The sequence below is a fragment of the Streptomyces sp. NPDC037242 genome (assembly GCF_055604165.1).
In genome coordinates, this window is sequence record NZ_JBVJUY010000003.1 from 3,715 (window position 1) to 28,020 (window position 24,306).

Below are 24,306 nucleotides of genomic sequence, written 5' to 3' on the forward strand. Positions count from 1 at the left end.
CCCCACCCCCCCCACGCACCCCCCCCCCCCCCCCCCCCCCCCCCCCCCCCCCCCCCCCCCTTCCCCCCCCCCCCCCCCCCCCCCCGGGCGTGGCGGAGACCGGACTTCGGCAGTGGTCCTGATGTCAGTAGTAGTCCCGCATCAGCTCCGTGGACCACTGCGGCTGGTGCAGTTCGCCGCGGGGGCCGAACTCGGTCATGTACGGCTTGAGGTCGAGCACCGGCGTGCCGTCCACCGCGTCCAGACCCTCCACGTGGACCTCCAGACCGTCCACCTTCAGGATCCGGCAGCGCGAGACGCCCAGCCGGTTCGGCCGGTTCTTGCCGCGCTGGGCGAAGATGCCGACCAGCGGCCAGTCCTGGTTGCCGCGGGGGTGCCTGGCGCCCGTCTCGATCTTCTCCACCGGCACCCGGTCGAAGTGGTAGACCACCTCGACGTGCGAGAAGTCGGCCAGCCCGTACAGCGCTTCCGGGCCGAACCGCTCGCCGTCCAGGCGGATCACCGCGGTCTCCCGACCCCAGTCGTCGTCCACGGCCTCTGCGCGGCCACCCACGACCACGCCCACCGGTTCCATCAGCACGGCTTCCCCCTCGTTCGTGTTCCCGCGTGCGCACCGCGCGTACGCGTATCTTCAGACCGGCCGCACCGCGACCCGGTCCAGCGCCGCCAGCAGCTCGGCCAGTTCCGGCAGTTCCGGCAGTTCAGGGGCCCCCTCCTGGGGGACCTGGAGCACTTCGCCCGGCTCCTCGTCCAGCAGCACGAAGGCCGCGCCCGCGGTGCGGGCCACCAGCGACCAGCCGGGCCCGTCCACGCGCAGCGTGCGCGCCTCCTCGCCCGCGAACGAGGACCGCACCCGCCCCGGCGGCGGGGGGCTCTGCGTGTACGCGAAGGCCTCCTTGAGCGCCCGGGCCAGCCCCGGATGCGCGGCGGCCGCCGCACCCCCGTCCTCGGGTGCGCGTTCGCTCCAGTCCGCCCACTCCCGGGCGATCTGGTCCGCGCCCATCCGCCGCTGCACCGGACCCCAGGACTCCGCCGAGGGCGGCGCCAGCGGCACCCGGCCGGTGCCGTCCGCGCCCTGCTCGGGATCGTGCGGCTCGGGGATGCCCGCCGTCGCCACCGCCAGCTCCAGGGGCCAGCCCGCCAGGGAGACCACGATGCTCTGCTCGTCGGGGGACAGGTCGTAGTCCATGCCGCAGTCCCACGAGGCGATCGCCATGGCCACGAGCGAGACGTCGTCCACGACGACGGTCCAGCGCGCGCCCTCCTCGTCCTGCCCGAGCACCAGCCCGTAGCCGTCCGGCGCCGCAGGCACACCCAGAAGCGAGCACGCCTCCGGAAAGTCATCACCCAGGATGCTGGGGAACTGCGCGGGGGTCAGCAGCACGGCGGTCAGCACGTACAGCGACCCGCCGTCCTCGTCGTCGGACACGTGGCCTCCCGGTCTCTCTCGTCGGCGCACCCTAACCAGCCGGTAACCCGCACGTCGAGAGCTGGCGGGCAGCGATTTCCAAGCCTGCTACCTGCACGTAGAGTTGGGAGCCCGCCACAGAAAGGGACACCGGTGCAGCGTTACGACCGGCTGAGGGAGATCCTCCGTCTCGACCCCGACAAGGACTTCCTCTCCATCTACCGGCTCACCGCCACCTACGAGTTCCCATGGGACTTCACCCGCGCCCTGGAACTAGCCCTCTTCCGGACCTACGCCGTCCCCAGCATCGGCAGCCTGCTCGCCGAGACCGCCGAGTTCACCGACCGCTCGCAGAAGCGCTACGACGACACGGCCCTGCTCCTCGACGCGATCGTGGAGCACGGCTTCGAGTCCGACACCGCGCGCACCGCCATCCGCCGCGTCAACCAGATGCACCGCAGCTACGACATCGGCAACGAGGACATGCGCTACGTCCTGTCCACCTTCGTGGTGATTCCCGCGCGCTGGCTGGACGCCTACGGCTGGCGCCCGCTGACCGGCCACGAGCGACGGGCTTCCGCGAACTACTACGCCACCCTCGGCCGACACCTGGGCATCACGGACATCCCGGGCTCCTACGAGGAGTTCGAGGCCACCCTCGACGCCTACGAGGAGGCCCACTTCGGCTGGGACGCGGGCGGCCGCGCCGTCGCCGACGCCACCCTCGACCTGATGGCCTCCTGGTACCCGGCGCCGCTGGCACCGGCCGTGCGCCGCGGCAGCCTCGCCCTGCTCGACGAGCCGCTGCTGCACGCCTTCCGCTACGAGGCCCCGCGCCCCGGCGTCCAGCGGCTGGTCCGGGGAGCCCTGCGGCTGCGCGGCCGCGCCGTCCGCCTGCTGCCGCCGCGCAGGGCTCCGCACTACGCCCGCCAGAACCCGGAGATCAAGGGCTACCCCCATGGCTACGACGTGGGCGAGCTCGGCACTTTCCCGGTGCCCGGCTCGGGCGGGTGCCCCGTGCCCCATCCGCGCCGACCGGCCGGAGCGGAGGCTCAACCTCCGACCTGATCCGGATCGCCTCCGAGGACCCCCGGGCAAGGGGCCGACGTACAAACGCCTTTCGGGTCCCTCAGGTCTTTCGGGTCTCTCAGGTCGTTCAGGTGCTTCGGACCGCGAGTGCCAGGAAGCGGGTGTCCTCGTCGGCGTACGAGGTAAGCCGCCAGCCCGAACCGGCGAGCAGCGGGCCGAGGTTGTGCTCGGCCCGCATGTCGTCCGCGGTCAGCTCGCGGCCGTGGCGCGCGGCGAGGGCCGCTCGCCCGATCGGGTGGAACAGTGCGAGCCGGCCGCCGGGGCGGACGACGCGGGCGAGCTCGCGCAGGTTCGACGCCGGATCGGGCAGGTGGGCGATGAGCCCCGCCGCGAACACCGCGTCCAGCACCGCGTCGCGCAGCGGCAGCCGGGCCGCGTCCGCGAGCAGCAGCGTCCCCTCCGCCGCCCGGCCGGCCTCCTGCGCGGCGGTCAGCATCTGCGGGGTGAGGTCGGCGCCGAGCACGGTCCCCGACGGGCCGACCGCCGCCCGCAGCGGGATCAGCGCCCGGCCGGTGCCGCAGCCCGCGTCGAGCACCCGGTCACCGGGCCGGAGCCCGAACTCGGCCACGGCGGTCGCGAAGGCGGGCCCGTCCCCGGGGAACTTGCGGTCCCAGCCGGCCGCGCGCGCCCCGAAGAACTCCTGTACGTGCGTGTGGTCTTCGCTCATGCGCCCATAATCCCCCACGACGCGCCGTGCGCGGCATGGGCGCCCTGCGCAGCGTGTGCAAGGTGGCACGCGGCGTGATCGAAGATGAACGTATCTCTGTCATATTCCAGCAGTTCCAGCGGCTTTCGGAATGCGCCCCTTGTTCGCACCCTCACCCGGACTAGCGTCCGGTGGCCATGGGACACCTGGACCACGCCGCCTATGGCTGGCTTACCCCCGTGCTGTCATACGTGATGGCATCGATAGGCGCTGCCCTCGGGCTGCGCTGCACCGTCCGCGCGCTCGCCGCGACCGGACCCTCCCGCCGCAACTGGCTCATCACCGCTGCCTCCGCCATCGGCACCGGCATCTGGACGATGCACTTCGTCGCCATGCTCGGCTTCCACGTCACAGGCACCGAGATCCACTACAACGTGCCGTTGACCATCCTCAGCCTCCTGGTCGCCATGATCGTCGTCGGCGCAGGCGTCTTCGCCGTCGGATACGGCAAGGACCGCGGACGCGCCCTCGTCCTCGGCGGACTCACCACGGGACTCGGCGTCGCCAGCATGCACTACCTCGGCATGGCCGCCCTGCGGCTGCACGGCGGCATCTCCTACGCCCCGCTGACGGTCGGGCTCTCGGTGGCCATCGCCGTCGTCGCCGCCACCGCGGCACTGTGGGCCGCCCTCAACATCAAGTCGCCGGTGGCCGTCGCCGTGGCCTCGCTCGTCATGGGCGCGGCCGTCAGCAGCATGCACTACACCGGAATGCTCGCCGTCTCCGTGCACGTCACGCCGTCGGACGAGGCCCTGCCCGGCGCCACGGCCATGCAGTTCATCTTCCCCCTGGCCGTCGGACTCGGCTCCTACCTCTTCCTCACCTCCGCCTTCGTGGCGCTCTCCCCGACCGCCGACGAGCGGGCCGCGTCCGCGTCCGCCTCAGCCTCCGCCGCACAGCACCTGGGGGAGCACCCGTCGCCGGCCCACTGAGGCCGCCGGGTCACCTCCGGATCCACGCCCATCCGCACCCCCACCCGCACCCGCACCCGCACCCGCACAACGCCCGTACCGCCCCGGAACGAGGAGCCCATGCGCACACCCCGCACAAAACCGGAAGCAGCGGCGCCGCGGCTGCCCGCGCACGCGGGCGGTCCCGGTAAGGGGACTGGCCGCCGGGCCCACGCCGGACCACCCGCCGAGGAGCCGGCGGACCACGGGCCGATCCGCCCGGGCGGCGGCCCGGCCCCCGCGCCGGATGCCGGCCCCCGGCTGCGGCTGCGTCCCGGCACCGTCCGCGCGAAGATCGTCTCGCTGCTGATGGTGCCGGTGGTCTCCCTGCTCGCCCTCTGGGCCTTCGCCACCGTCAGCACCGCCCAGGACATTGCCCGCCTCGACCGCGTCCAGCAGGTCGACGCGCAGATACGCACCCCCGTCGCCGCCGCGGTCGCCGAGCTCCAGGCCGAACGGCGCGCCGCCGTCCGGCTGCTGGCCGACGCCTCCGGTGCACCCGGCGCCCCGACCGACCAGGCGGTCGCCCAGTCCGCCGCCGCCCTGGAGCAGCAGGCGCGCCGCACGGACACCGCCGTCCAGCCGCTGCGCCTCGGCGACCGCAACACCGTGGCCGACACCGGCGACCACACCTCCGACCTCGTCACCCGGCTGCGCGGCTTCGTCGCCGCCGCGGAGGAGCTCGGCCCCGCCCGCAAGGAGATCGCGAACCGCCGGGTCACCGCCGACGTCGCCTATGACACGTACACCAGCGTGATCGACTCCGCCCTCGCCGTCTCCAGCGCCCTCTCCGGCGGCGGCCGGGACGCGGAACTCGGCCCCGATGCCCGGGTCCTGCTGGAGTTCGGGCGGGCCGGGGAGCAACTGTCCCGTGAGGACGCGCTGCTCGCCGTACCGGGGCAGCGCAGTGCCGAAACGCTTCGCCGCCTGACCGGGGCGATCGAGACGCGCCGCGCGCTCACCGACACCGCGGCCCGGGACCTGCCCGGTGCGCAGCAGGCCGCCTGGGAAGCCGTCGTCAAGTCCGCCGCCTACGCCGATCTCGCCGCGGCCGAGGACCGGGCCCTGGCTGCTGGGACCGGCCGGGACGCCCAGGGCGCGCCCGCCGGCTGGGAGGCCGCGTACGGCGGGGTCGCCGGCTCGATGCGGGAGATCGAGGCGGCCGCGCACGCCGCGGCCGCGGACCGCTCGGAGCCGTTCGCCGAAGGCGCGCTCAGCCCGGCGGGAGCCGCCGTGCTGCTCGGGCTCGCGGCCGTAGCGGCCTCGCTCGTCATCTCGGTGCGGATCGGGCGGGCCCTGGTCGTGGAGCTGGTCTCGCTGCGCAACACCGCCCTGGAGATCGCGCACCGCAAACTCCCGCAGGCCATGGACAGGCTGCGGGCCGGCCAGGACATCGACGTCGACGCCGAGACCCCGCCCGGTCCGGTCGCCGAGGACGAGATCACCCAGGTCGGCGAGGCCTTGGCCACCGTCCACCGGGCCGCCCTCAGCGCCGCCGTCGAGCGTGCGGAACTCGCCGGCGGGGTCAGCGGCGTCTTCGTGAACCTCGCCCGGCGCAGCCAGGTGCTGGTGCACAAGCAGCTCACCCTGCTCGACTCCATGGAGCGGCGGGCGGACGACCCGGGCGAACTCGGGGACCTCTTCCGCCTCGACCACCTCACCACCCGGATGCGGCGACACGCTGAAAGTCTGATCATCCTGTCGGGCGCCGCCCCGGGGCGCGCCTGGCGCATGCCGATCCCGTTGACCAATGTCGTACGGGCCGCCGTCTCGGAGATCGAGGACTACCCGCGCGTCGAGGTCCGCCAGCTCGCCGAGGCCGCCGTGGTCGGCGGTGCGGTCGCCGACCTCACCCACCTGCTCGCCGAACTCATCGAGAACGCCACCCAGTTCTCCCCGCCCCACACCAAGGTCCGGGTCAGCGGCGAGCCCGTCGGGGCCGGCTACGTCCTGGAGGTCGAGGACCGCGGCCTCGGCATGGGCCGCGAGTCCCTGGGCGAGGCGAACCGGCGCATCGAGCAGTCCGAGGCGCTGGACCTCTTCGACAGCGACCGCCTCGGGCTGTTCGTGGTCAGCCGCCTCTCCGCCCGCCACGGAGTGAAGGTGCACCTGCGTACGTCGCCGTACGGCGGCACCACCGCCGTGGTGCTCCTGCCGCACTCCCTGCTCCAGGGCGCGCTCACGGCCGGCGCCGGTGCCGTCGGCGTGGACCCGGCGGCCGCGGCCACCGCGGAGGCCGGGGAGGCCGCGGAGCCGGAGCAGCAGCCGGCCATGAGCCTGGTACGGGAGGACGTGCGCGTCTCGGCGGTACGGGAGGACGCGCGCGGGATCCCGGTCCCCGGGCGCGCCCCCGTACGGGAGGAACCGCGCCCCGCCCCGGTGGCGTCGCTCCGGCCGCGCGGCCCCGGGGGCACGGTGACCCGTACGCCCGCGGTCGCACCCGTACCGGCCGGGGCGGCGGTCTCCGGCTCAGGCCCGGCACCGGCTTCGGCTTCGGTGACCGAACTCCCGCGCCGGGTGCGCCAGGCCAGCCTCGTCCCGCAGCTGCGCGAGGCCCCCGCCCCGAAGGCCCCGGCCGGCGCGCGGCTCGCGGAGGACCCGCCGGGGCGCAGTCCCGAACAGGCGCGGGAGCGGATGGCGGCGTACCGGGCCGGCTGGGCGCGCGGCGCTCAGGAGAACTCCCCGAACGTACGCAGCGAAGGCGAAGACGAAGGAGAACGGCGATGATCGAACACCAGAGAATCGACCTCGAAGGCGTCCGCAGATCCGGTGAACTGGACTGGCTGCTCGACGACTTGGTGGTCCGGGTCCGCGAGGTCCGGCACGCCGTCGTCCTGTCCAACGACGGCCTGGCGGTCGGCGCCTCCAGCGCGCTGAGCAGGGAGGACGCCGAGCACCTGGCGGCGGTCGCCTCCGGTTTCCACAGCCTGGCCAAGGGCGCGGGCCGGCACTTCCGCGCTGGGGGCGTGCGCCAGACCATGGTGGAGATGGACGAGGGGTTCCTCTTCGTCGCGGCGGCGGGCGACGGCTCCTGCCTGGCCGTGCTCAGCGATGCCACGGCCGACATCGGGCTGATCGCGTACGAGATGGCCCGGCTGGTGAAGCGGGTGGGGGAGCACCTGTACACCCCGCCCCGGTTCGCGGCGCGCCCGCCGTCCGCCGGCTGAGGGCGGTCCGGCATATGAACGGCCAGTGGTACGACGCCGACGCGGGTCCGCTCGTCCGTCCGTACGCCATGACCGGCGGGCGTACGAGGCCCGGGCCCCACGGCGTCCGCTTCGACCTGATCGCGCTGGTCGTGATGGACCCGGACGGGACGGACGCGGCGGCCGAGGCGCTGCTCGGGCCGGAGCACCGTGCGCTGCTCGGGCTCTGCCGCGACGAGACCCAGTCGGTGGCGGAGCTCGCGGCGGACGCGGACCTGCCGGTGGGCGTGGTGCGGGTGCTGCTCGGGGACCTGCTGGAGGCCGGGCACGTCAAGGTCAGCCGGCCTGTGCCGCCGGCGCAGCTGCCGGACGAGCGGATTCTGCGTGAAGTCATCGAGGGATTGCGAGCGCTGTGATGGGACTGCACGACAACGGATCCGCAGGCCGGGCCCCTGACCCGAAGTCCAACCCGGACCTGGATCTGGATCTGGACCCGGGCGCGGACGGCGAAGGTGACGGCGAACTGGCCGCGCTCGCGCTGAAGATACTCGTGGCGGGCGGATTCGGGGTCGGCAAGACCACCCTGGTCGGCGCGGTCAGCGAGATCCGGCCGCTGCGGACCGAGGAGGTGCTCAGTGAGGCCGGGGAGCTGGTCGACGACACGGGAGGGGTAGACCAGAAGACGACGACGACCGTGGCCATGGACTTCGGCAGGATCACGATCCGCTCCGGGCTGTCGCTGTACCTGTTCGGGACACCGGGGCAGGATCGGTTCTGGTTCCTGTGGGACGAGCTGTCGCAGGGTGCGCTGGGGGCGGTGGTGCTCGCCGACACGCGGCGGCTGGAGGACTGCTTTCCGGCGGTGGACTACTTCGAGCACCGGCGCATCCCCTTCGTGGTCGCCGTCAACTGCTTCACGGACGCCAGGCGGTACGGGGCGCACGAGGTGTCGCGGGCGCTGGACCTGGACCAGGGGACACCGGTGGTGCTGTGTGACGCGAGGGACAAGGACTCGGGGAAGGAAGTGCTGATCAGGCTGGTCGAGTACGCCGGGCGGGTGCACACCGCGCGCTTGCTGGACTCGGTCGAGCCGCAGGCCGATTCCGTGTGAACGGGCCTGCGGCGGACCGTCGGGGTCAGTCGGCGTGCCCCCCGTTCTCGGCGCGGCCCTGCAGGACGACGTAGGAGAAGGGCGGCCGGTCGTCGTCCACGCAGAGCGTGACGCGGCCGTCCCGGGCCGGATTGCGCCCCTTGACGGTGTTCCTGCCGGTGTTGAAGACGAAGGAATCGCCGTCGAGAACGAACCAGATCGGAGCGATGTGCGGGCTTCCGTCCTAGCGGACGGTGGCCGGCCTGCCGGTACGGGTGGAATGGGAGACGAATGCCCGCCATTCCTCTTGAGTCATCTTCTTCGCCGTGGCCCCCTCCTCCTTGCCGGAAAGCCGCTGGTGGGGAAGGCTTGCGCCACAACTACGCGGGGTGGGGCGCGGCCGTGTCGGCCGCGTCAACGGGGAGGGGCTTGAAATGGCACTGGACAAGCAGCTGGACTGGCTGTTGGACGACCTGACACGGCGCGTCCAGCAGGTGCGGCACGCGGTGGTGCTCTCCAACGACGGCCTGGTGACGGGCGCGAGCGCAGGGCTGGCCCGGGAGGATGCTGAGCACCTGGCGGCCGTCGCCGCCGGGCTGCAGAGCCTGGCGAAGGGGTCGGGGCGGCACTTTCGGGCCGGTGAGGTGCGTCAGACCATGGTCGAGTACGACGAGGGGGTCCTCTTCGTCATGGCGGCGGGCGCTGGCAGTTGCCTGTGCGTGCTGAGCGCCGCCGAGGCCGACATCGGTCAGGTCGCGTACGAGATGACGCTGCTGGTCAACCGGGTCGGGGAGCACCTGGGCGTCGCGGAGCGGCGGATCACCGGCGGCTGATCGACTGGTTGATCGACTGGCTGATCGACCTGGCCTTTTCTGAGTTATCCACAGGCCTCGCGCGATGTCGTCGCGCCGAGTTACGGTCTTCACGCAGAGTAATCACTGCTCGTGGGGAGGACCGTGATGACATCGATGGACACCGTGGCGCGCGACCGGATCGCCGTGGCCGCGGGGACGGCCGCGGACGTGGACGCGGATGTGGTGATGGGCGGCGTACAGGCCGCGGGGGCGCTGGGGTTGAGCCGGAGCGAGTTCGCGCGCGCCGTCCAGCTGGGCATCGTACGGGCCGGGCCGCCGGCCCCGGGCGGGGCCGCGCGCTTCACTCGGGGCGAGCTCGACCGGGTCCGCGCGGCGGGGGGCTGCCCCGACGCCTTGCGCCGGCGAGTGGAGACGGCGGCCGGGGCGCAGGCCTCGGCCGGCGTGATGGGGGTCGGGCCCAGCCGGTTCACCCGGCTCGCGCGCTGCGGACACCTCACCCCGGTCGGGTACCGGATCAACCGCTACCGGGCCGTGGTCTGGCTCTACCTGACCGCGGAGCTACGGGACTTCGCGGCCCGGGAGCCGGGGATGCTGCGAGGGAGCGCCCCGCCGGCGGACCGGGAGCTGATGGCGGCCAAGGCGGATCTGCGCCCGCGGAAGTGGCGCGAGAGGCATGTGGGGCTCCTGCTGAGACGGGCCACCGACCCCTGGGAGCGGGCGGGCGTACTGGCCTCCGTGCTCCCGGAGGCGGAGGTGCGCGAGGCGGTGCCCGACCCGGCGGAGCGGATCGTACTCGGCGCCCTCGCCCCGCCCCCGCCCTACGGGCACCCTCAGGTCCCGGCCGCCGCGGCCGTGGCGGCCCGGCTGTTGCGTGCGGACGCGGCCGACGAGATCCACTGGTACCGCACCAGCCTGGACTTCGCCCTGACCGGGTCCCGCGGTCAGTCGAAGTCGACGGGGGACAGGGGGCCGACGTAGACCCAGGCCCCGCCCTCGCGCGAGAAGCTGCTGTGCTCGTGCAGTGAACCGGTGTGCCGGCCCTCCCGGTAGTGCGCCCGGAACTCCACCGACCCCTGCGTCTCGAACATTCCGCCGCGCTCGGTGGCCAGGATCTCCAGCCGCTCCCAGCGCTGCCCGGGGTCGAGGTCGAGCCCGTCGGGGCGGGTGGAGGGGTGCCAGGAGCGCAGCAGGTAGGCGGTGTCGCCCACCGCGAAGGCGCTGAACCGGGAGCGCATCAACAACTCGGCGGTGGGCGCCTGCCGTTCACCGGAGTGGAAGCGGCCGCAGCACTCCGGGTAGGCGGCGGGCAGGCCGCAGGGGCAGGGGATGGCCGGGGTGGGCATGGGTGGGCTCAGCTCTTCGGGGTGGGGACGGTGCGGAAGGAGGGCGGAAACTACTGCGGCGACACGGCCGGCTTGGCCGCGTCCGCCGGATACGGGCGGAAGAGGCCTTCCTGGACGACGGAGACCAGCAGCCTGCCCTCCAGGTCGTAGATACGGCCACGGGCCAGACCCCGGCCGCCGTGCGCGATGGGGGACTCCTGGTCGTACAGGAACCACTCGTCCGCCCGGAACGGGCGGTGGAACCACATGGCGTGGTCGAGCGAGGCCATGTCGAAGCCGCGCATGCCCCACAGGGGTTCCTCGGGGATGCGCACCGCATCGAGGAGGGTCATGTCACTGGCGTAGGTGAGGGCGCAGGTGTGCACGAGCGGGTCGTCGCCCAGCGGGCCGACCGCGCGCATCCACACCGCGCTGCGGGGATCGGCGTCCTTGAGCTCCTCGGGAGTCCAGCGGAGCCGGTCCACGTACCGGATGTCGAAGGGCTGGCGGCGGGCCATCCGCTCCAGCGCCTCCGGCAGCGCGCCCAGGTGCTCGCGGATCTCGTCCGCGACCTTCGGGAGCGTGTCCGGGTGCGGGAAGTCGAGGCGGGGAGGCAGCTGGTGCTCGATGCTGCCCTGTTCGGGGTGATGGAAGGAGGCGGTCAGATTGAAGATGGTCTTGCCCTGCTGGACCGCGGTGACCCGGCGCGTGGTGAAGGAGCGCCCGTCGCGCACCCGCTCCACCTGGTACACGATCGGCACGCCGGGGATACCGGGGCGCAGGAAGTACGCGTGCAGGGAGTGGACCGGCCGGTTGCTCTCGGTGGTGCGGCCGGCGGCGACCAGGGCCTGTCCGGCGACCTGCCCGCCGAACACGCGCTGGAGTGACTCCTGGGGGCTCGCGCCCCGGAAGATGTTGACCTCGATCTGCTCCAGGTCGAGCAGATCGACAAGTCTCTCGGCGGGGTTCGTCATCAGAGGTTCTCCACTGTCGGGTCCGGCGGCCGCGGTGGCACCGGTCGTTTGCGGGGGACTGTCAGAGCTGGCCGAGCTCGCCGACCGAAGTGACCCTGATGACCGCGCGGCCCTCCTCGTCGGAGGCCGCGAGGTCGACCTCGGCGCTGATGCCCCAGCCATGGTCGCCGTTGGGGTCGGCGAAGGTCTGGCGGACGCGCCACAGGCCGTGCGCCGGGTCCTCCTCGATCTGGAGGAGCTTGGGGCCGCGGGCGTCGGGACCGGTGCCCAGGTCGTCGTACTCGTCCCAGTACCCGTCCATGGCATCGCCCCAGGCGTCGGCGTCCCAGCCGGACTCGGCGTCGAGTTCGCCCAGCACGTTGACGTGGTCCAGCGCGGCAAGCTCCACCCGACGGAACATCGCGTTGCGGACGAGGACGCGGAAGGCGCGGGAGTTCGCGGTGACCGGCTTGACCTGGTCGGCCTTCTCCTGGGCCTGCTCCGCCGTCTCCACCTCCGGGTTCGCCAGCTGCTCCCACTCGTCGAGCAGGCTGGAGTCGACCTGGCGGACCAGCTCGCCCAGCCAGGCGATGAGGTCCTGGAGGTCCTCGGACTTCAGGTCGTCGGGGATGGTGTGGTCCAGCGCCTTGAACGCGCTCGCCAGATAGCGCAGCACGATGCCCTCGGTGCGGGCGAGCTCGTAGTAGGAGGTGAACTCGGTGAAGGTCATCGCGCGTTCGTACATGTCGCGGATGATCGACTTCGGGGAGACCGGGTGGTCGCGCACCCACGGGTGGCTCTTGGCGTACACGTCATAGGCGTGGAAGAGCAGCTCTTCGAGGGGCTTGGGATAGGTGACCTCCTGGAGCCGCTCCATCCGCTCCTCGTACTCGATCCCGTCGGCCTTCATCGCGCCCACGGCCATGCCGCGTTCCTTGTTCTGCTGGGCGGCGAGGATCTGGCGCGGGTCGTCCAGCGTGGACTCGACGACCGAGACCATGTCCAGCGCGTAGGAGGGGGACTCGGGGTCCAGCAGGTCGAAGGAGGCCAGCGCGAAGGTGGACAGCGGCTGGTTGAGCGCGAAGTCCTGCTGGAGGTCGACGGTCAGCCGGATGGTGCGGCCCTCGGCGTCGGGGGTGTCGAGCTTCTCCACCACGCCGCCGTCCAGCAGGGAGCGGTAGATGGCGATGGCCCGGCGGATGTGCCGCAGCTGGGCCTTGCGCGGCTCGTGGTTGTCCTCAAGGAGGTGGCGCATGGCCTTGAAGGCGTCGCCCGGCCGGGCGATGACCGACAGGAGCATGATGTTGGTGACCTTGAAGCGCGAGGTCAGCGCCTCCGGGTCGGCGGCGATGAGCTTCTCGAAGGTGGTGTCCGACCAGGCCACGAAACCCTCGGGAGCCTTCTTGCGGACCACCTTGCGGCGCTTCTTCGGGTCGTCGCCCGCCTTCGCCAGGGCCTTCTCGTTCTCGATGACGTGCTCGGGCGCCTGGGCCACCACATAGCCCGCCGTGTCGAAGCCGGCCCGGCCGGCGCGGCCGGCGATCTGGTGGAACTCGCGGGCGCGCAGGGTGCGGACCCGGTTGCCGTCGTACTTGGTGAGCGCGGTGAACAGCACGGTGCGGATCGGGACGTTGACGCCGACGCCGAGGGTGTCCGTACCGCAGATGACCTTCAGCAGGCCCGCCTGGGCCAGCTTCTCCACCAGGCGCCGGTACTTGGGCAGCATGCCCGCGTGGTGCACGCCGATGCCGTGGCGGACGTAGCGGGAGAGGTTCTGGCCGAACTTGGTGGTGAAGCGGAAATTGCCGATCAGATCGGCGATCTTGTCCTTCTCCTCGCGGGTGCACATGTTGATGCTCATGAGCGACTGCGCCCGCTCGACCGCCTGGGCCTGCGTGAAGTGCACGATGTAGACCGGCGCCTGCCGGGTCTCCAGCAGCTCGGTGATGGTGTCGGTGATCGGCGTCGTGACGTACTCGTACGACAGCGGGACGGGCCGGGTCGCGGAGCGGACCACGGAGGTCGGCCGGCCGGTGCGCCGGGTCAGGTCCTCCTCGAACCGCTTCATGTCGCCGAGGGTCGCCGACATCAGGATGAACTGCGCCTGCGGCAGTTCCAGCAGCGGGATCTGCCAGGCCCACCCGCGGTCCGGTTCCGCGTAGAAGTGGAACTCGTCCATCACGACCTGGCCGATGTCGGCGTACTTGCCGTCGCGCAGGGCGATGGAGGCCAGCACCTCCGCGGTGCAGCAGATCACCGGGGCATCTGCGTTCACGGAGGCGTCGCCGGTCAGCATGCCGACGTTCTCGGTGCCGAAGAGCTTGCACAGGTCGAAGAACTTCTCCGACACGAGCGCCTTGATCGGGGCGGTGTAGAAGGTGACCTTGTCCTGGGCCAGGGCGGTGAAGTGCGCCCCCGCCGCGACCAGGCTCTTGCCGGAGCCGGTCGGAGTGGAAAGGATCACGTTCGCCCCGGAGACGACCTCGATCAGCGCCTCCTCCTGAGCCGGGTACAGGGTGATGCCCTGTTCCTCCGCCCACGAGGAGAAAGCCTCGAAGAGGGCGTCGGGGTCGGCGTTCGGCGGGAGCTGATCAATGAGGGTCACACCCCCCATCTTGCCTGGCTTCCCCCCGGATGCGGGAACCGGCGGCCGGAAGGAAGATCATCGACGGTACGCTGTGCCGTCGATGCGGCCCGACCGACACCGTCAACAGGGCCCGACCAGCACACGACCGGGGTGGGGAACGACCATGATGGGTCCCGCGCACTCACTGTCCGGGGCAGCGGCCTGGCTGGGGGTCGGCGCGGCGGCAGCGGCAGCCGGCCACCCGATGCCGTGGCCCGTTCTCGTCGTCGGCGCACTGATCTGCGCCGGCGCGGCTCTCGCCCCGGACCTCGACCACAAGTCGGCGACGATCTCGCGCGCCTTCGGCCCGCTCTCCAGGGGCCTGTGCGAGGTGGTCGACAAGATCTCCTACTCGGTCTACAAAGCCACCCGGGCCCCGCGCGACGCCCGCCGCACCGGCGGCCACCGCACCCTGACCCACACCTGGCTCTGGGCCGTCCTGATCGGCGCCGGTTCCTCCGCCCTCGCCGTCACGGCCGACCGCTGGGGCGTGCTCGCGCTGCTCTTCGTCCACCTGGTCCTCGCCGTCGAAGGCCTCCTGTGGAAGGCCGCCCGGATGTCCAGCGACGTTCTGGTCTGGCTCCTCGGCGCCACCAGCGCCTGGATACTGGCCGGAGTGCTCGACCAGCCCGGGAACGGGGCGGGCTGGCTGTTCACCGGCCCCGGCCAGGAGTACCTGTGGCTCGGCCTGCCGATCCTGCTGGGCGCGCTGGTCCACGACATCGGCGACGCGCTGACGGTCTCCGGCTGCCCGATCCTGTGGCCCCTGCCCATTGCCGGCAAGCGCTGGTACCCGATCGGCCCGCCGAAGATGATGCGCTTCCGCGCCGGCAGCTGGGTCGAGCTCAAAGTCCTGATGCCGGTCTTCATGCTGCTGGGCGGAGTGGGCGGCGCCGCCGCCCTCGGTTTCATCTAGTGCCGCCGGCCGCGCCGGCCCGGTTACCCGGGCCGGCGCGGCCGTCCGCACCGCCGGTCACGGCGCTACCCGTGCCAGGACCGCCACAGCGCCGCGTACGCGCCGTCGGCCGCGACGAGGTCGTCGTGCGAGCCCAGTTCGCTGATCCGGCCGCGCTCGACCACCGCGATCACGTCCGCGTCGTGCGCGGTGTGCAGCCGGTGGGCGATCGCGATGACCGTACGGCCGTCCAGCACCCGGGCCAGCGAGCGCTCCAAGTGCCGGGCGGCACGCGGGTCCAGCAGCGAGGTCGCCTCGTCCAGGACCAGCGTGTGCGGGTCCGCCAGCACCAGCCGGGCCAGCGCGATCTGCTGAGCCTGCGCCGGGGTCAGCGCCGTACTGCCGGAGCCGACCTCGGTGTCCAGACCGGACTCCAGCGCCCGTGCCCAGCCGTCCGCGTCCACCGCGCCCAGCGCCGCCCACAGTTCGCCGTCGCCGGCACCGGTCCGGGCGAGCCGCAGGTTGTCCCGCAGGGAGCCCACGAACACGTGGTGCTCCTGGTTGACCAGCGCCACGTGCTCGCGCACCCGCTCCGCCGGCATCTGCGACAGCCGCGCCCCGCCGAGGGTGATCTCACCGGTCCGCGGCGCGTAGATGCCCGCGAGCAGCCGCCCCAGAGTGGACTTGCCCGCGCCCGAGGGCCCGACCAGAGCCATCCGGGTGCCCGGTGGCACGGACATCGACACCTGGTGCAGGACGTCCACGCCCTCCCGGTAGCCGAAGCGGACCTCGTCCGCCCGTACGTCCCGCCCCTCGGGCGCGACCTTCGCGTCTCCCGCGTCCGGCTCGATCTCCCGTACGCCCACCAGCCGGGCCAGGGAGACCTGGGCGACCTGCAGCTCGTCGTACCAGCGCAGGATCAGCCCGATCGGGTCGACCATCATCTGCGCGAGCAGCGCGCCCGTGGTCAGCTGCCCGACCGACATCCAGCCGTGCAGCACGCAGTAGCCGCCGATCATCAGCACGGAGCCGAGGATCGTCACGAAGGTGACGTTGATGACGGGGAAGAGGACGGTCCGCAGGAAGAGCGTGTACCGCTCCCAGGCCGTCCACTCCTTGATCCGCCGCTCCGACAGCTCGATGCGGCGCGAGCCGAGCCGGTGCGCCTCGATCGTGCGGCCCGCGTCCACCGTCTCGGTGAGCACCGCCGAGACCGCCGCGTACCCGGCCGCCTCGGAGCGGTACGCAGAGGGCGCCCGCTTGAAGTACCAGCGGCAGCCGATCACCAGGACCGGCAGGGCCACCAGCGCGGCCAGCGCCAGCGGCGGCGCGGTCACCGCGAGCGCCCCGAAGAGCAGCCCCACCCACACCACGCCGATGGCCAGCTGGGGCACGGCCTCGCGCATGGCGTTGGCCAGCCGGTCGATGTCGGTGGTGATCCGGGACAGCAGGTCTCCGGTCCCGGCGCGCTCCAGCACACCCGGAGGCAGGCCGACCGAGCGCACGAGGAAGTCCTCGCGCAGGTCGGCCAGCATCTCCTCGCCGAGCATCGCCCCGCGCAGCCGGACCTGGCGGACGAACACCGTCTGGACGACGAGCGCCGCCGAGAACAGCAGCGCCACCTGTCCCAGATGGAGCTCGCGCGCCCCCGCCGCGAGTTCGTCCACGACCTGTCCGAGCAGGTACGGGCCGACCATGGAGGCGATCACCGCGACGGCGTTGACCGTCACCAGCAGCAGGAGGGCCCGCCGGTGGCGGCGGAACAGGCCGCGCACATAGCCCCGTACGGTCGCCGGCGTGCCCACGGGCAGGGTCGCGGCCGTCTCGGGGGCCGCCGGATCGTAGTCCGGCGGCGCGATGCCGATCATGCGGTTTCCTCGATCTCTGTGAGTGCTTCCTCTGTGAGTGCTTCTTCCATCCGGGCCAGCCGCTGTTCCTCGTCCGTCTCCCGCGTGACGACCGCCCGGTAGCGCGGTTCGCCGTGCAGCAGTTCGCGGTGCGTGCCGGTCGCCACGGCGGCGCCCTCGTGGATGAGGACGACGCGGTCGGCCCGGTCCAGCAGCAGCGGCGAGGAAGCCAGTACCACCGTCGTGCGCCCGGCGCGCAGGGCGGCGATGCCGTCCGCGATCCGTGCCTCGGTGTGGGAGTCGACGGCCGAGGTCGGCTCGTCGAGCACCAGTACCTCCGGGTCGGTGACCAGGGACCGGGCCAGCGCGAGCCGCTGGCGCTGCCCGCCGGACAGCGACCGGCCGCGCTCGGTGATCCGCGCGTCCATCGGGTCCGCGACCCCGTCCGGGGCGGACTGGAGCAGCGCGTCCAGTACGTCCCCGCACTGGGCGGCCTCCAGGGCCGCGGCGGGCTCGACCGCGCCGGACGCGGGTACGTCGAACAGCTCGTGCAGCGTCCCGGACAGCAGCACCGGTTCCTTGTCCTGTACGAGGACCAGCGTGCGGGCGGTGTCCAGCGCGAGCTCGTCCAGCGCGACGCCGCTGAGCAGCACCGGGGCGCCGCCGACGGCTTCGGCCGCATCGTGAACGGGATGGCCGCCCAGCCGTTCCGCGAGCCGGCCCGCCAGGTCCGGGTCCCCGCACACCACGGCGGTGAACCGCCCCGCCGGGGCCAGCAGCCCCGTCTCCGGGTCGTACAGGTCGCCGCCCGGAGCGGGCGCCTCCGCCGGCGCCGCATCCGGCTTCGCCGCATCGGGTTCGGTGCGCGTCAGCGACAGCACCCGGGCGGCTCGGGTCGCAGAGGGGCGGGAGAAGGAGTACGCCATCGCGATCTCCTCGAAGTGCCGCAGCGGGTAGAGCAGCGTCGCCACCGCGCTGAACGCCGCGACGAGTTCACCCACCGCGATGCGTCCGTCCACGACCAGCGTGGCGCCGTACCAGACCACCGTGATCATCAGCGCACCCGGCAGGAGCACCTGGATCGCGGAGATCAGCGCCCACATCCGGGCACTGCGCACCGCGGCCTTGCGGACCTCCTGCGAGGCCTCGCGGTAGCGGCCGAGGAACAGCTCCTCGCCGCCGATCCCGCGCAGCACCCGCAGGCCCGCGACGGTGTCCGAGGCGAGCTCCGTGGCCTTGCCCGCCTTCTCCCGCTGGAAGTCCGCGCGCTTGGTGGCGCGCGGCAGCAGCGGCAGCGCGGCCAGGGCCACGACGGGCACCCCGATCGCCACGACCACGCCGAGCGCGGGGGCGTAGAAGAGCAGGCCCACGCAGACGAGGACGACGGCGAAGGCGGCGGCGAGGAAGCGGGAGACCGCCTCGACGAACCAGCCGATCTTCTCCACGTCGCCGGTGGAGACCGCGACCACCTCGCCGGCGGCGACCCGCCGGGTCAGTGCGGAGCCCAGTTCGGCCGTCTTGCGCGCGAGCAGCTGCTGCACGCGCGCGGCGGCGGTGATCCAGTTGGTGACGGCGGTGCGGTGGAGCATGGAGTCGCCGAGCGAGATGGCAACGCCGAGCAGGACGAGCAGGCCGCCGACGAGCAGCAGCCGGGTGGAATCGCGGTCGACGACCGCGTCGACACCCAGCCCCAGCGCGTACGGCAGTCCGGCGATGCCGGAGAAGTGCAGCAGCCCCCAGCACAGGCTCTTGGCCTGCCCGCCGAGTTGATTGCGGCCCAGCCACACGAGGAAGCGAGGACCGGATCGAGCGTCGGGTACCCCTGGGTCCGGATACGGAAGATCGCTGATCTGCATGACGCCCCATGACTGGTCGAGTGGTCCAAACCGTGCAAGGTTCGCCTTCCGGACCGGTGCCCGGCAATCGATTTTCCGTGGCGCGGAGCGCTCCCGGGCCGTCAGGGACGGGTGGCGCGCTCCAGTTCGAGCAGCGCCGAGTAGTAGCTGCGCCCGGTGGCCCGGTCCATGCCGACCTCGCACATCCGGTTCGCCGACAGGTGCGCGTCGAACTGCCGGGCCGTCACCTCCGCGGCTTCGCGGGCCGTCGCGGAGGCGGTCAGCTCGGGGTGCAGCATGCCGCGGTCGCCGGCGAAGGCGCAGCAGCCCGCGTCCTGCGGCACCACCACTTCCTCGGCGCACGCCCCGGCCACCGCCCGCAGGTGTTCCTCGTCGTCCAAGTGCCGCATCGAGCAGGTGGGGTGGAGCACGGCCGAGCCGATGGTGCGCCGGATCTCCAGGTGCGGCAGCAGCTCCTGCGCCGCCCAGACGACGGAGTCGACGATCCGCAGCTCCGCGTGGAGCGCGCGGTTGTCGTCGGTCAGGTAGGGGACCACCTCGTGCGCGATGCCCAGCGTGCACGACGAGGCGTCCACCACGAGCGGCAGCCGCCCACCCGCCGTCCAGCCCCAGGCGGCGGCGACGATCCGGTTGGCCATCACCCGGTTCCCGGCGTCGTACCCCTTGGAGTGCCAGATCGTCGCGCAGCAGGTCCCGGTGACGTCCATGGGGATCCACACGGGTTTGCCGGCCCGTTCGGAGACCGCCACCACGGCCTCCGGCAGGGAGGGGCCGGGCTGCCCTTCCGGGCCGCCGAAGATCCGGTTGACGCAGGCCGGGTAGTACACGGCGGCGGCGCCCACCCGCCGCGTCGGGGGCAGTCCGCGGGCCGCCGCGCCGGGGATCTGCGGCAGCCACTCCGGAACCAGGTCCGGTCGTACGGCCTTGCGCGCGGCCCCCGTGACGGCCTCCAGCAGCCGGTCACCGAGCCGGGCGGTGATCTGGTCGGCGGCGGCCACGGCCAGCCGGGCGGCGGCCTCGACGGTACGGAACCGGCGCGCGGCCAGCTCGGCGGCGCGCTCCTCGCGCGGGCTGTGCCGCCGGTGGCGGAAGTCCTTCATCAGCGCGCCCGTGTCGATGCCGACCGGGCAGGCGAGCTTGCAGGTGGAGTCGCCCGCACAGGTGTCCACGGCGTCGTAGCCGTAGGCGTCGAGCAGGCCGTCGAGCACGGGGGAGCCGGGCTGCTGGCGCATCATCTCGCGGCGCAGCACGATCCGCTGCCGCGGCGTGGTCGTCAGGTCCCCGCTGGGACAGGTCGGTTCGCAGAACCCGCACTCGATGCACGGGTCGGCGACGGCTTCGACCTGCGGGATCGTCTTCAGACCGCGCAGGTGCGCCTTCGGGTCGCGGTCGAGCAGGATCCGCGGGGCGAGCACCCCGTCCGGGTCGACGACCCGCTTGGTGCGCCACATGAGCTCGGTGGCCACGGGGCCCCACTCCAGCTCCAGGAAGGGCGCCATGTTGCGGCCGGTGGAGTGCTCGGCCTTCAGGGAGCCGTCGAACCGCTCCACGGTGAGCCGGCAGAAGGCGTCCATGAAGGCCGCGTAGCGCTCGACGTCGCCGGGTTTCGCGGCGTCGAAGGCGAGCAGGAAGTGCAGGTTCCCGTGGGCCGCATGCCCGGCGACGGCCGCGTCGAAACCGTGCTCCGCCTGGAGTTCGAGGAGCGCCTCGCAGGCCTCGGCCAGTCGGGACGGGGGCACCGCGAAGTCCTCGGTGATCAGGGTGGTTCCGGAGGCCCGGGCGCCGCCGACGGCGGTGACGAAGGCCTTGCGGGCCTTCCAGTAGCCGGCGATGGTCTTCGCGTCCCGGGTGAAGGCGTTGGTCACCGAGGCCACGGGCGCGACCAGTTCCAGCCCGGCGACCACCTCGGCGGCGCGCCGCTCGTACGCGGCGCGGCCCGACTCGTCCGGGGCCCGGAACTCCACCAGCAGCGCGGTGGTGTCCTTGGGGAGCCCGGCCCAGTCGGCAGGCACCCCCGCGACGCTGACGGAGGCGCGCAGGGTGTTGCCGTCCATGAGCTCGACGGCGAGGGCGCCCGCCTCGTTGAAGAGGGGCACGGCGGCGGCCGCGGCGGGCAGCGAGGGGAAGAAGAGCAGTGCGCTGGTGAGTTCGCGGTCCAGCGGAAGGGTGTCGAAGACGACCTCGGAGATGAAGCCGAGGGTGCCCTCGGAACCGACCATCAGCCCGCGGAGGATCTCCACGGGGGTGTTGCCGTCGAGGTAGGCGTCCAGCCGGTAGCCGGTGGTGTTCTTGATCTCGTACTTGGCGCGGATCCGGGCCACCAGCGCGGGATCGGCCTCGATCTCCCCCTTGATGTCCATCAGCCCTCGGCACAGCCCGGGTTCGGCGCGCGCCAGCTCCTCGTCGGCCAGCGGATCCGCCGTGTCCACGACGGTGCCGCCGGGCAGCACCAGGGTGAGGGAGGAGAGCGTCCGGTAGGAGTTGCGCGTGGTTCCGGCGGTCATGCCGGAGGCGTTGTTGGCGACGACACCGCCGAGCGTGCAGGCGATGGCGCTGGCCGGGTCGGGGCCGAGGACGCGGCCGTACCGGGCGAGTGCGGCATTGGCCCGCAGGACGGTGGTGCCGGGCAGGATCCGAGCCCGCCGGCCCTCCTCCAGCACTTCGACGCCGGCCCAGTGCCGGCGTACGTCGACCAGGATGTCCTCGCCCTGCGCCTGGCCGTTGAGCGAGGTCCCGGCGGCGCGGAAGACGACCTCGCGCTGCCTGCCGTGGGCGTACGAGAGGACCGCCGAGACGTCGTCGATGTCCTCGGCGATCACCACGACCTGCGGCACGAACCGGTACGGGGAGGCGTCGGAGGCGTAGCGGACGAGGTCGGAGACCTTCCACAGCACCTTCTCCGCGCCCAGCAGCTCGCTCAGCTCGGTGCGCAGCGGCTCGGGGGTGCCGGAGGCCAGCCGCTCGGGCACCCGGTCGGGGGCGGGGCCGCTGATGCTGCGCGGGCGCAGGGCCCCCGGCTTCGGTTCCAGCAGCGGCATGTGCGACCCCTCGCCTCACTCGTTCGGCCCAGTCCCGGGGTTCGGGACGGGGCCGGTGCGGTCTCAGCAGCGCCGCTCCGCCGCCGGGGCGTCCGAGAGCGCGTCGAGCAGACCGCCGAGCACCTTGCGCTGATCGCCGGTCAGTGGAGCCAGGATCTCCTCTGCCGCGTCGGTTCGCGCGTTGCGCAGCCGCCGCAGCGTGGCGCGGCCGGTCTCGGTGAGCTCGATCCGTATCACGCGCCGGTTCGCCGGGTCGGGCGCGCGGCGCACGCACTCGGCGGCCTCCAGGCCGTCCACCAGCGTGGTCACGGCGCGCGGCACGACTTCCAGTCGGGCGGCGAGGTCGGCCATCCGGGGCGGCTCGACGCCGTCGTAGTGCGAGACCAGGCGCAGCAGCCGGGACTGGGCGGGGGTGATTCCGAGCGGCTCCAGATGGCGCTTCTGGATGCGGTGGAGCCGGCGCGTCAGGCGCAGCAGCTGCTCGGCCAGCACGCCGTCTGTGGTGTCGGTCTCGGAAGCGGTGCTCATACTGGGAACAGTATCAGGACCAGATTCATTGTGAGTATAGGTAACAATGAGCTATGCTCATGCGAGTCTCGTCAGAAGGAGGCCCATGCGCCCCAAAGAACCCGAGTGGACCCCATCGAAAGAAGCCCTCGTCCCCGGCCGCCCGAACCCGGCGGAGCAGCCCCGTGAACTGCGCCGCATCGTCGGCCTCTTCCGGCCCTACCGCGGCCGCCTCGCCGTCGTCGGCCTGCTCGTCGGCGCCTCCTCGCTGGTCGGCGTCGCCTCGCCGTTCCTGCTCAAGGAGATCCTCGACGTCGCGATCCCGCAGGGGCGTACCGGGCTGCTCAGCCTGCTCGCCCTCGGCATGATCCTCACCGCGGTCGTCACCAGCGTCTTCGGCGTGCTCCAGACGCTGATATCCACCACGGTCGGCCAGCGCGTCATGCACGACCTGCGCACCGCCGTCTACGCCCAGCTCCAGCGGATGCCGCTGGCCTTCTTCACCCGCACCCGCACCGGCGAGGTGCAGTCCCGCATAGCCAACGACATCGGCGGCATGCAGGCGACCGTCACCTCCACGGCGACCTCGCTCGTGTCGAACCTGACGGCCGTCATCGCCTCCGTCGTCGCGATGCTCGCCCTCGACTGGCGGCTCACCCTCGTCTCGCTCCTCCTGCTCCCGGTCTTCGTGTGGATCAGCCGCAGGGTGGGACGCGAGCGCAAGAAGATCACCACGCAGCGGCAGAAGCAGATGGCCGCCATGGCGGCGACGGTCACCGAGTCCCTGTCGGTCAGCGGCATCCTGCTCGGCCGCACCATGGGCCGTGCCGACTCGCTCACCGCGTCCTTCGCCGAGGAGTCCGAGAAGCTCGTCGGCCTCGAAGTCCGCTCCAGCATGGCCGGGCGCTGGCGGATGTCCACCATCGGCATCGTCATGGCCGCCATGCCCGCGCTCATCTACTGGGCCGCGGGCATCGCCCTCCAGTCGGGCGCCCCGTCGCTCTCCATCGGCACCCTCGTCGCCTTCGTCACCCTCCAGCAGGGCCTGTTCCGGCCCGCCGTGAGCCTGCTGTCGACCGGCGTCCAGATCCAGACCTCGCTCGCCCTGTTCGCCCGTATCTTCGAGTACCTCGACCTGCCGGTGGACATCACCGAGCGCGAGGAGCCGGTCCGGCTGGGCCGGGCCAAGGGCGAGATCCGGCTGGAGGGCGTGGACTTCGCGTACGAGGCCAAGCACGGCCCCACCCTGAAGGGCATCGACCTCACGGTCCCGGCCGGCGGTTCCCTCGCCGTGGTCGGCCCCACTGGATCCGGCAAGAGCACCCTGAGCTACCTCGTGCCCAGGCTCTACGACGTGACCGGCGGACGGGTCGTCCTCGACGGAGTGGACGTGCGCGACCTGGACTTCGACTCGCTGGCCCGCTCCATCGGAGTGGTCTCCCAGGAGACCTACCTCTTCCACGCCTCCGTGGCCGACAACCTGCGCTTCGCCAAGCCGGACGCGACCGACGAGGAAATAGCCGAGGCGGCCCGCGCCGCACAGATCCACGAGCACATCGAGTCCCTGCCCGACGGGTACGACACCCTGGTCGGCGAGCGCGGCTACCGCTTCTCCGGCGGCGAGAAGCAGCGCCTCGCCATCGCCCGCACCATCCTGCGCGACCCTCCGGTGCTGATCCTCGACGAGGCCACCAGCGCCCTGGACACCCGCACCGAGCACGCCGTGCAGCGGGCCATCGACAACCTGTCCGCGGGCCGCACCACCATCACCATCGCGCACCGCCTCTCCACCGTGCGGGACGCGGACCAGATCGTGGTCCTGGACAAGGGCAGCATCGCCGAGAGCGGGACGCACGAGGAACTGCTGGCCGCGGACGGCCGCTACGCCGCCCTGGTCCGTCGGGACCGCGAGGCCGAGCTGAAGCCGGAGTCCGCTCCGGAGTCCGCGCCGGAGCCGGTGTCCGTATCGCAGTCGGCCGCGCACACCGGCGAGACGGAGCCGGTCCCGGTAAACGTGTGATCGTATGACCGGCGCACGGGCCGGATGCCGGGAATGTG

At 72.6% G+C, this 24,306-nt stretch carries 20 protein-coding genes and 1 pseudogene; 10 read left to right on the forward strand and 11 right to left on the reverse strand.

Annotated elements, in window-relative coordinates:
- Positions 1 to 124: 124 nt before the first annotated feature.
- Entirely contained in the window at positions 125 to 574 is a 450-nt protein-coding gene (locus tag ACZ7GJ_RS05390; protein WP_470750081.1) for an SAM-dependent methyltransferase, read from the reverse strand.
- 57 nt (positions 575 to 631) lie between these two features.
- Positions 632 to 1,429, reverse strand: coding sequence for a hypothetical protein (locus tag ACZ7GJ_RS05395; RefSeq protein WP_470749678.1), 798 nt, complete (start codon positions 1,427 to 1,429; stop codon positions 632 to 634).
- Positions 1,430 to 1,561: 132 nt separating this feature from the next.
- On the opposite strand from ACZ7GJ_RS05395, the gene ACZ7GJ_RS05400 reads away from it, so the two are divergent.
- Positions 1,562 to 2,476: an oxygenase MpaB family protein gene (locus ACZ7GJ_RS05400; protein WP_470749680.1), complete on the forward strand. Its 915-nt coding sequence runs from the start codon at positions 1,562 to 1,564 to the stop codon at positions 2,474 to 2,476.
- Positions 2,477 to 2,564: 88 nt separating this feature from the next.
- Here ACZ7GJ_RS05400 and ACZ7GJ_RS05405 read toward each other — a convergent pair whose 3' ends face one another.
- Entirely contained in the window at positions 2,565 to 3,164 is a 600-nt protein-coding gene (locus ACZ7GJ_RS05405; protein ID WP_470749682.1) for a class I SAM-dependent methyltransferase, read from the reverse strand.
- Positions 3,165 to 3,340: 176 nt separating this feature from the next.
- Here ACZ7GJ_RS05405 and ACZ7GJ_RS05410 point away from each other — a divergent pair, with 176 nt between their 5' ends.
- The 5 genes from ACZ7GJ_RS05410 to ACZ7GJ_RS05430 all read left to right on the forward strand — a co-directional run bounded on the left by ACZ7GJ_RS05410 (position 3,341) and on the right by ACZ7GJ_RS05430 (position 8,410).
- A complete protein-coding gene (locus ACZ7GJ_RS05410; protein WP_470749685.1) occupies positions 3,341 to 4,135 on the forward strand; it encodes an MHYT domain-containing protein in 795 nt (264 codons plus the stop codon).
- 99 nt (positions 4,136 to 4,234) lie between these two features.
- Positions 4,235 to 6,880, forward strand: a complete 2,646-nt coding sequence (locus ACZ7GJ_RS05415; protein WP_470749687.1) for a sensor histidine kinase — start codon at positions 4,235 to 4,237, stop codon at positions 6,878 to 6,880.
- Positions 6,877 to 7,320, forward strand: a complete 444-nt coding sequence (locus ACZ7GJ_RS05420; RefSeq protein WP_470749689.1) for a roadblock/LC7 domain-containing protein — start codon at positions 6,877 to 6,879, stop codon at positions 7,318 to 7,320. Before ACZ7GJ_RS05415 ends, ACZ7GJ_RS05420 begins: the two co-directional genes overlap by 4 nt.
- Positions 7,321 to 7,334: 14 nt before the next feature.
- On the forward strand, positions 7,335 to 7,715 hold the full coding sequence (locus ACZ7GJ_RS05425) for a DUF742 domain-containing protein (RefSeq protein WP_365916472.1): 381 nt from the start codon (positions 7,335 to 7,337) through the stop codon (positions 7,713 to 7,715).
- Entirely contained in the window at positions 7,715 to 8,410 is a 696-nt protein-coding gene (locus ACZ7GJ_RS05430; protein WP_470749691.1) for a GTP-binding protein, read from the forward strand. The genes ACZ7GJ_RS05425 and ACZ7GJ_RS05430 overlap by 1 nt, the downstream gene beginning before the upstream one ends.
- A gap of 49 nt (positions 8,411 to 8,459) precedes the next feature.
- Here ACZ7GJ_RS05430 and ACZ7GJ_RS05435 read toward each other — a convergent pair.
- Positions 8,460 to 8,705 (reverse strand): annotated as a pseudogene (locus tag ACZ7GJ_RS05435) (TIGR03618 family F420-dependent PPOX class oxidoreductase); the annotation flags it as partial.
- A gap of 118 nt (positions 8,706 to 8,823) precedes the next feature.
- Between ACZ7GJ_RS05435 and ACZ7GJ_RS05440 the strand changes: the two are divergent.
- Both ACZ7GJ_RS05440 and ACZ7GJ_RS05445 read left to right on the forward strand, forming a co-directional pair.
- The gene (locus ACZ7GJ_RS05440; RefSeq protein ID WP_365916468.1) at positions 8,824 to 9,222 is read left to right on the forward strand and encodes a roadblock/LC7 domain-containing protein; all 399 of its coding nucleotides are present in this window, start codon (positions 8,824 to 8,826) and stop codon (positions 9,220 to 9,222) included.
- A 126-nt stretch (positions 9,223 to 9,348) separates the two neighbouring features.
- A complete protein-coding gene (locus tag ACZ7GJ_RS05445; protein ID WP_470749693.1) occupies positions 9,349 to 10,182 on the forward strand; it encodes a DUF6397 family protein in 834 nt (277 codons plus the stop codon).
- Here ACZ7GJ_RS05445 and ACZ7GJ_RS05450 read toward each other — a convergent pair.
- The 3 genes from ACZ7GJ_RS05450 to ACZ7GJ_RS05460 form a co-directional block, all read right to left on the reverse strand.
- Positions 10,146 to 10,547 carry a YchJ family protein gene (locus ACZ7GJ_RS05450; RefSeq protein WP_470749695.1) on the reverse strand — a complete coding sequence of 134 codons (402 nt, stop codon included), beginning with the start codon at positions 10,545 to 10,547 and terminating at the stop codon, positions 10,146 to 10,148. The two genes, ACZ7GJ_RS05445 and ACZ7GJ_RS05450, sit on opposite strands and share 37 nt — an antisense overlap.
- A 50-nt stretch (positions 10,548 to 10,597) precedes the next feature.
- Positions 10,598 to 11,500: an acyl-CoA thioesterase gene (locus tag ACZ7GJ_RS05455; protein ID WP_470749697.1), complete on the reverse strand. Its 903-nt coding sequence runs from the start codon at positions 11,498 to 11,500 to the stop codon at positions 10,598 to 10,600.
- A 61-nt stretch (positions 11,501 to 11,561) separates the two neighbouring features.
- On the reverse strand, positions 11,562 to 14,084 hold the full coding sequence (locus ACZ7GJ_RS05460; protein ID WP_470749699.1) for a DEAD/DEAH box helicase: 2,523 nt from the start codon (positions 14,082 to 14,084) through the stop codon (positions 11,562 to 11,564).
- Between the two features lie 145 nt (positions 14,085 to 14,229).
- Here ACZ7GJ_RS05460 and ACZ7GJ_RS05465 point away from each other — a divergent pair, with 145 nt between their 5' ends.
- Entirely contained in the window at positions 14,230 to 15,021 is a 792-nt protein-coding gene (locus ACZ7GJ_RS05465) for a metal-dependent hydrolase (protein ID WP_470749700.1), read from the forward strand.
- Between the two features lie 65 nt (positions 15,022 to 15,086).
- Here the strand turns inward: ACZ7GJ_RS05465 and ACZ7GJ_RS05470 are convergent, their stop codons facing one another.
- The 4 genes from ACZ7GJ_RS05470 to ACZ7GJ_RS05485 form a co-directional block, all read right to left on the reverse strand.
- On the reverse strand, positions 15,087 to 16,868 hold the full coding sequence (locus ACZ7GJ_RS05470; RefSeq protein WP_470749702.1) for an ABC transporter ATP-binding protein: 1,782 nt from the start codon (positions 16,866 to 16,868) through the stop codon (positions 15,087 to 15,089).
- Positions 16,865 to 18,703 (reverse strand): ABC transporter transmembrane domain-containing protein, encoded by a 1,839-nt coding sequence (locus ACZ7GJ_RS05475; RefSeq protein WP_470749704.1) that lies wholly within the window; start codon positions 18,701 to 18,703, stop codon positions 16,865 to 16,867. Before ACZ7GJ_RS05475 ends, ACZ7GJ_RS05470 begins: the two co-directional genes overlap by 4 nt.
- Before the next feature lie 101 nt (positions 18,704 to 18,804).
- Positions 18,805 to 21,741: an FAD-binding and (Fe-S)-binding domain-containing protein gene (locus ACZ7GJ_RS05480; RefSeq protein WP_470749706.1), complete on the reverse strand. Its 2,937-nt coding sequence runs from the start codon at positions 21,739 to 21,741 to the stop codon at positions 18,805 to 18,807.
- 63 nt (positions 21,742 to 21,804) lie between these two features.
- Positions 21,805 to 22,269, reverse strand: a complete 465-nt coding sequence (locus ACZ7GJ_RS05485; protein ID WP_470749708.1) for a MarR family winged helix-turn-helix transcriptional regulator — start codon at positions 22,267 to 22,269, stop codon at positions 21,805 to 21,807.
- Positions 22,270 to 22,354: 85 nt separating this feature from the next.
- Between ACZ7GJ_RS05485 and ACZ7GJ_RS05490 the strand changes: the two genes are divergently transcribed.
- Positions 22,355 to 24,268, forward strand: a complete 1,914-nt coding sequence (locus tag ACZ7GJ_RS05490; protein ID WP_470749710.1) for an ABC transporter ATP-binding protein — start codon at positions 22,355 to 22,357, stop codon at positions 24,266 to 24,268.
- Positions 24,269 to 24,306 lie beyond the last annotated feature (38 nt).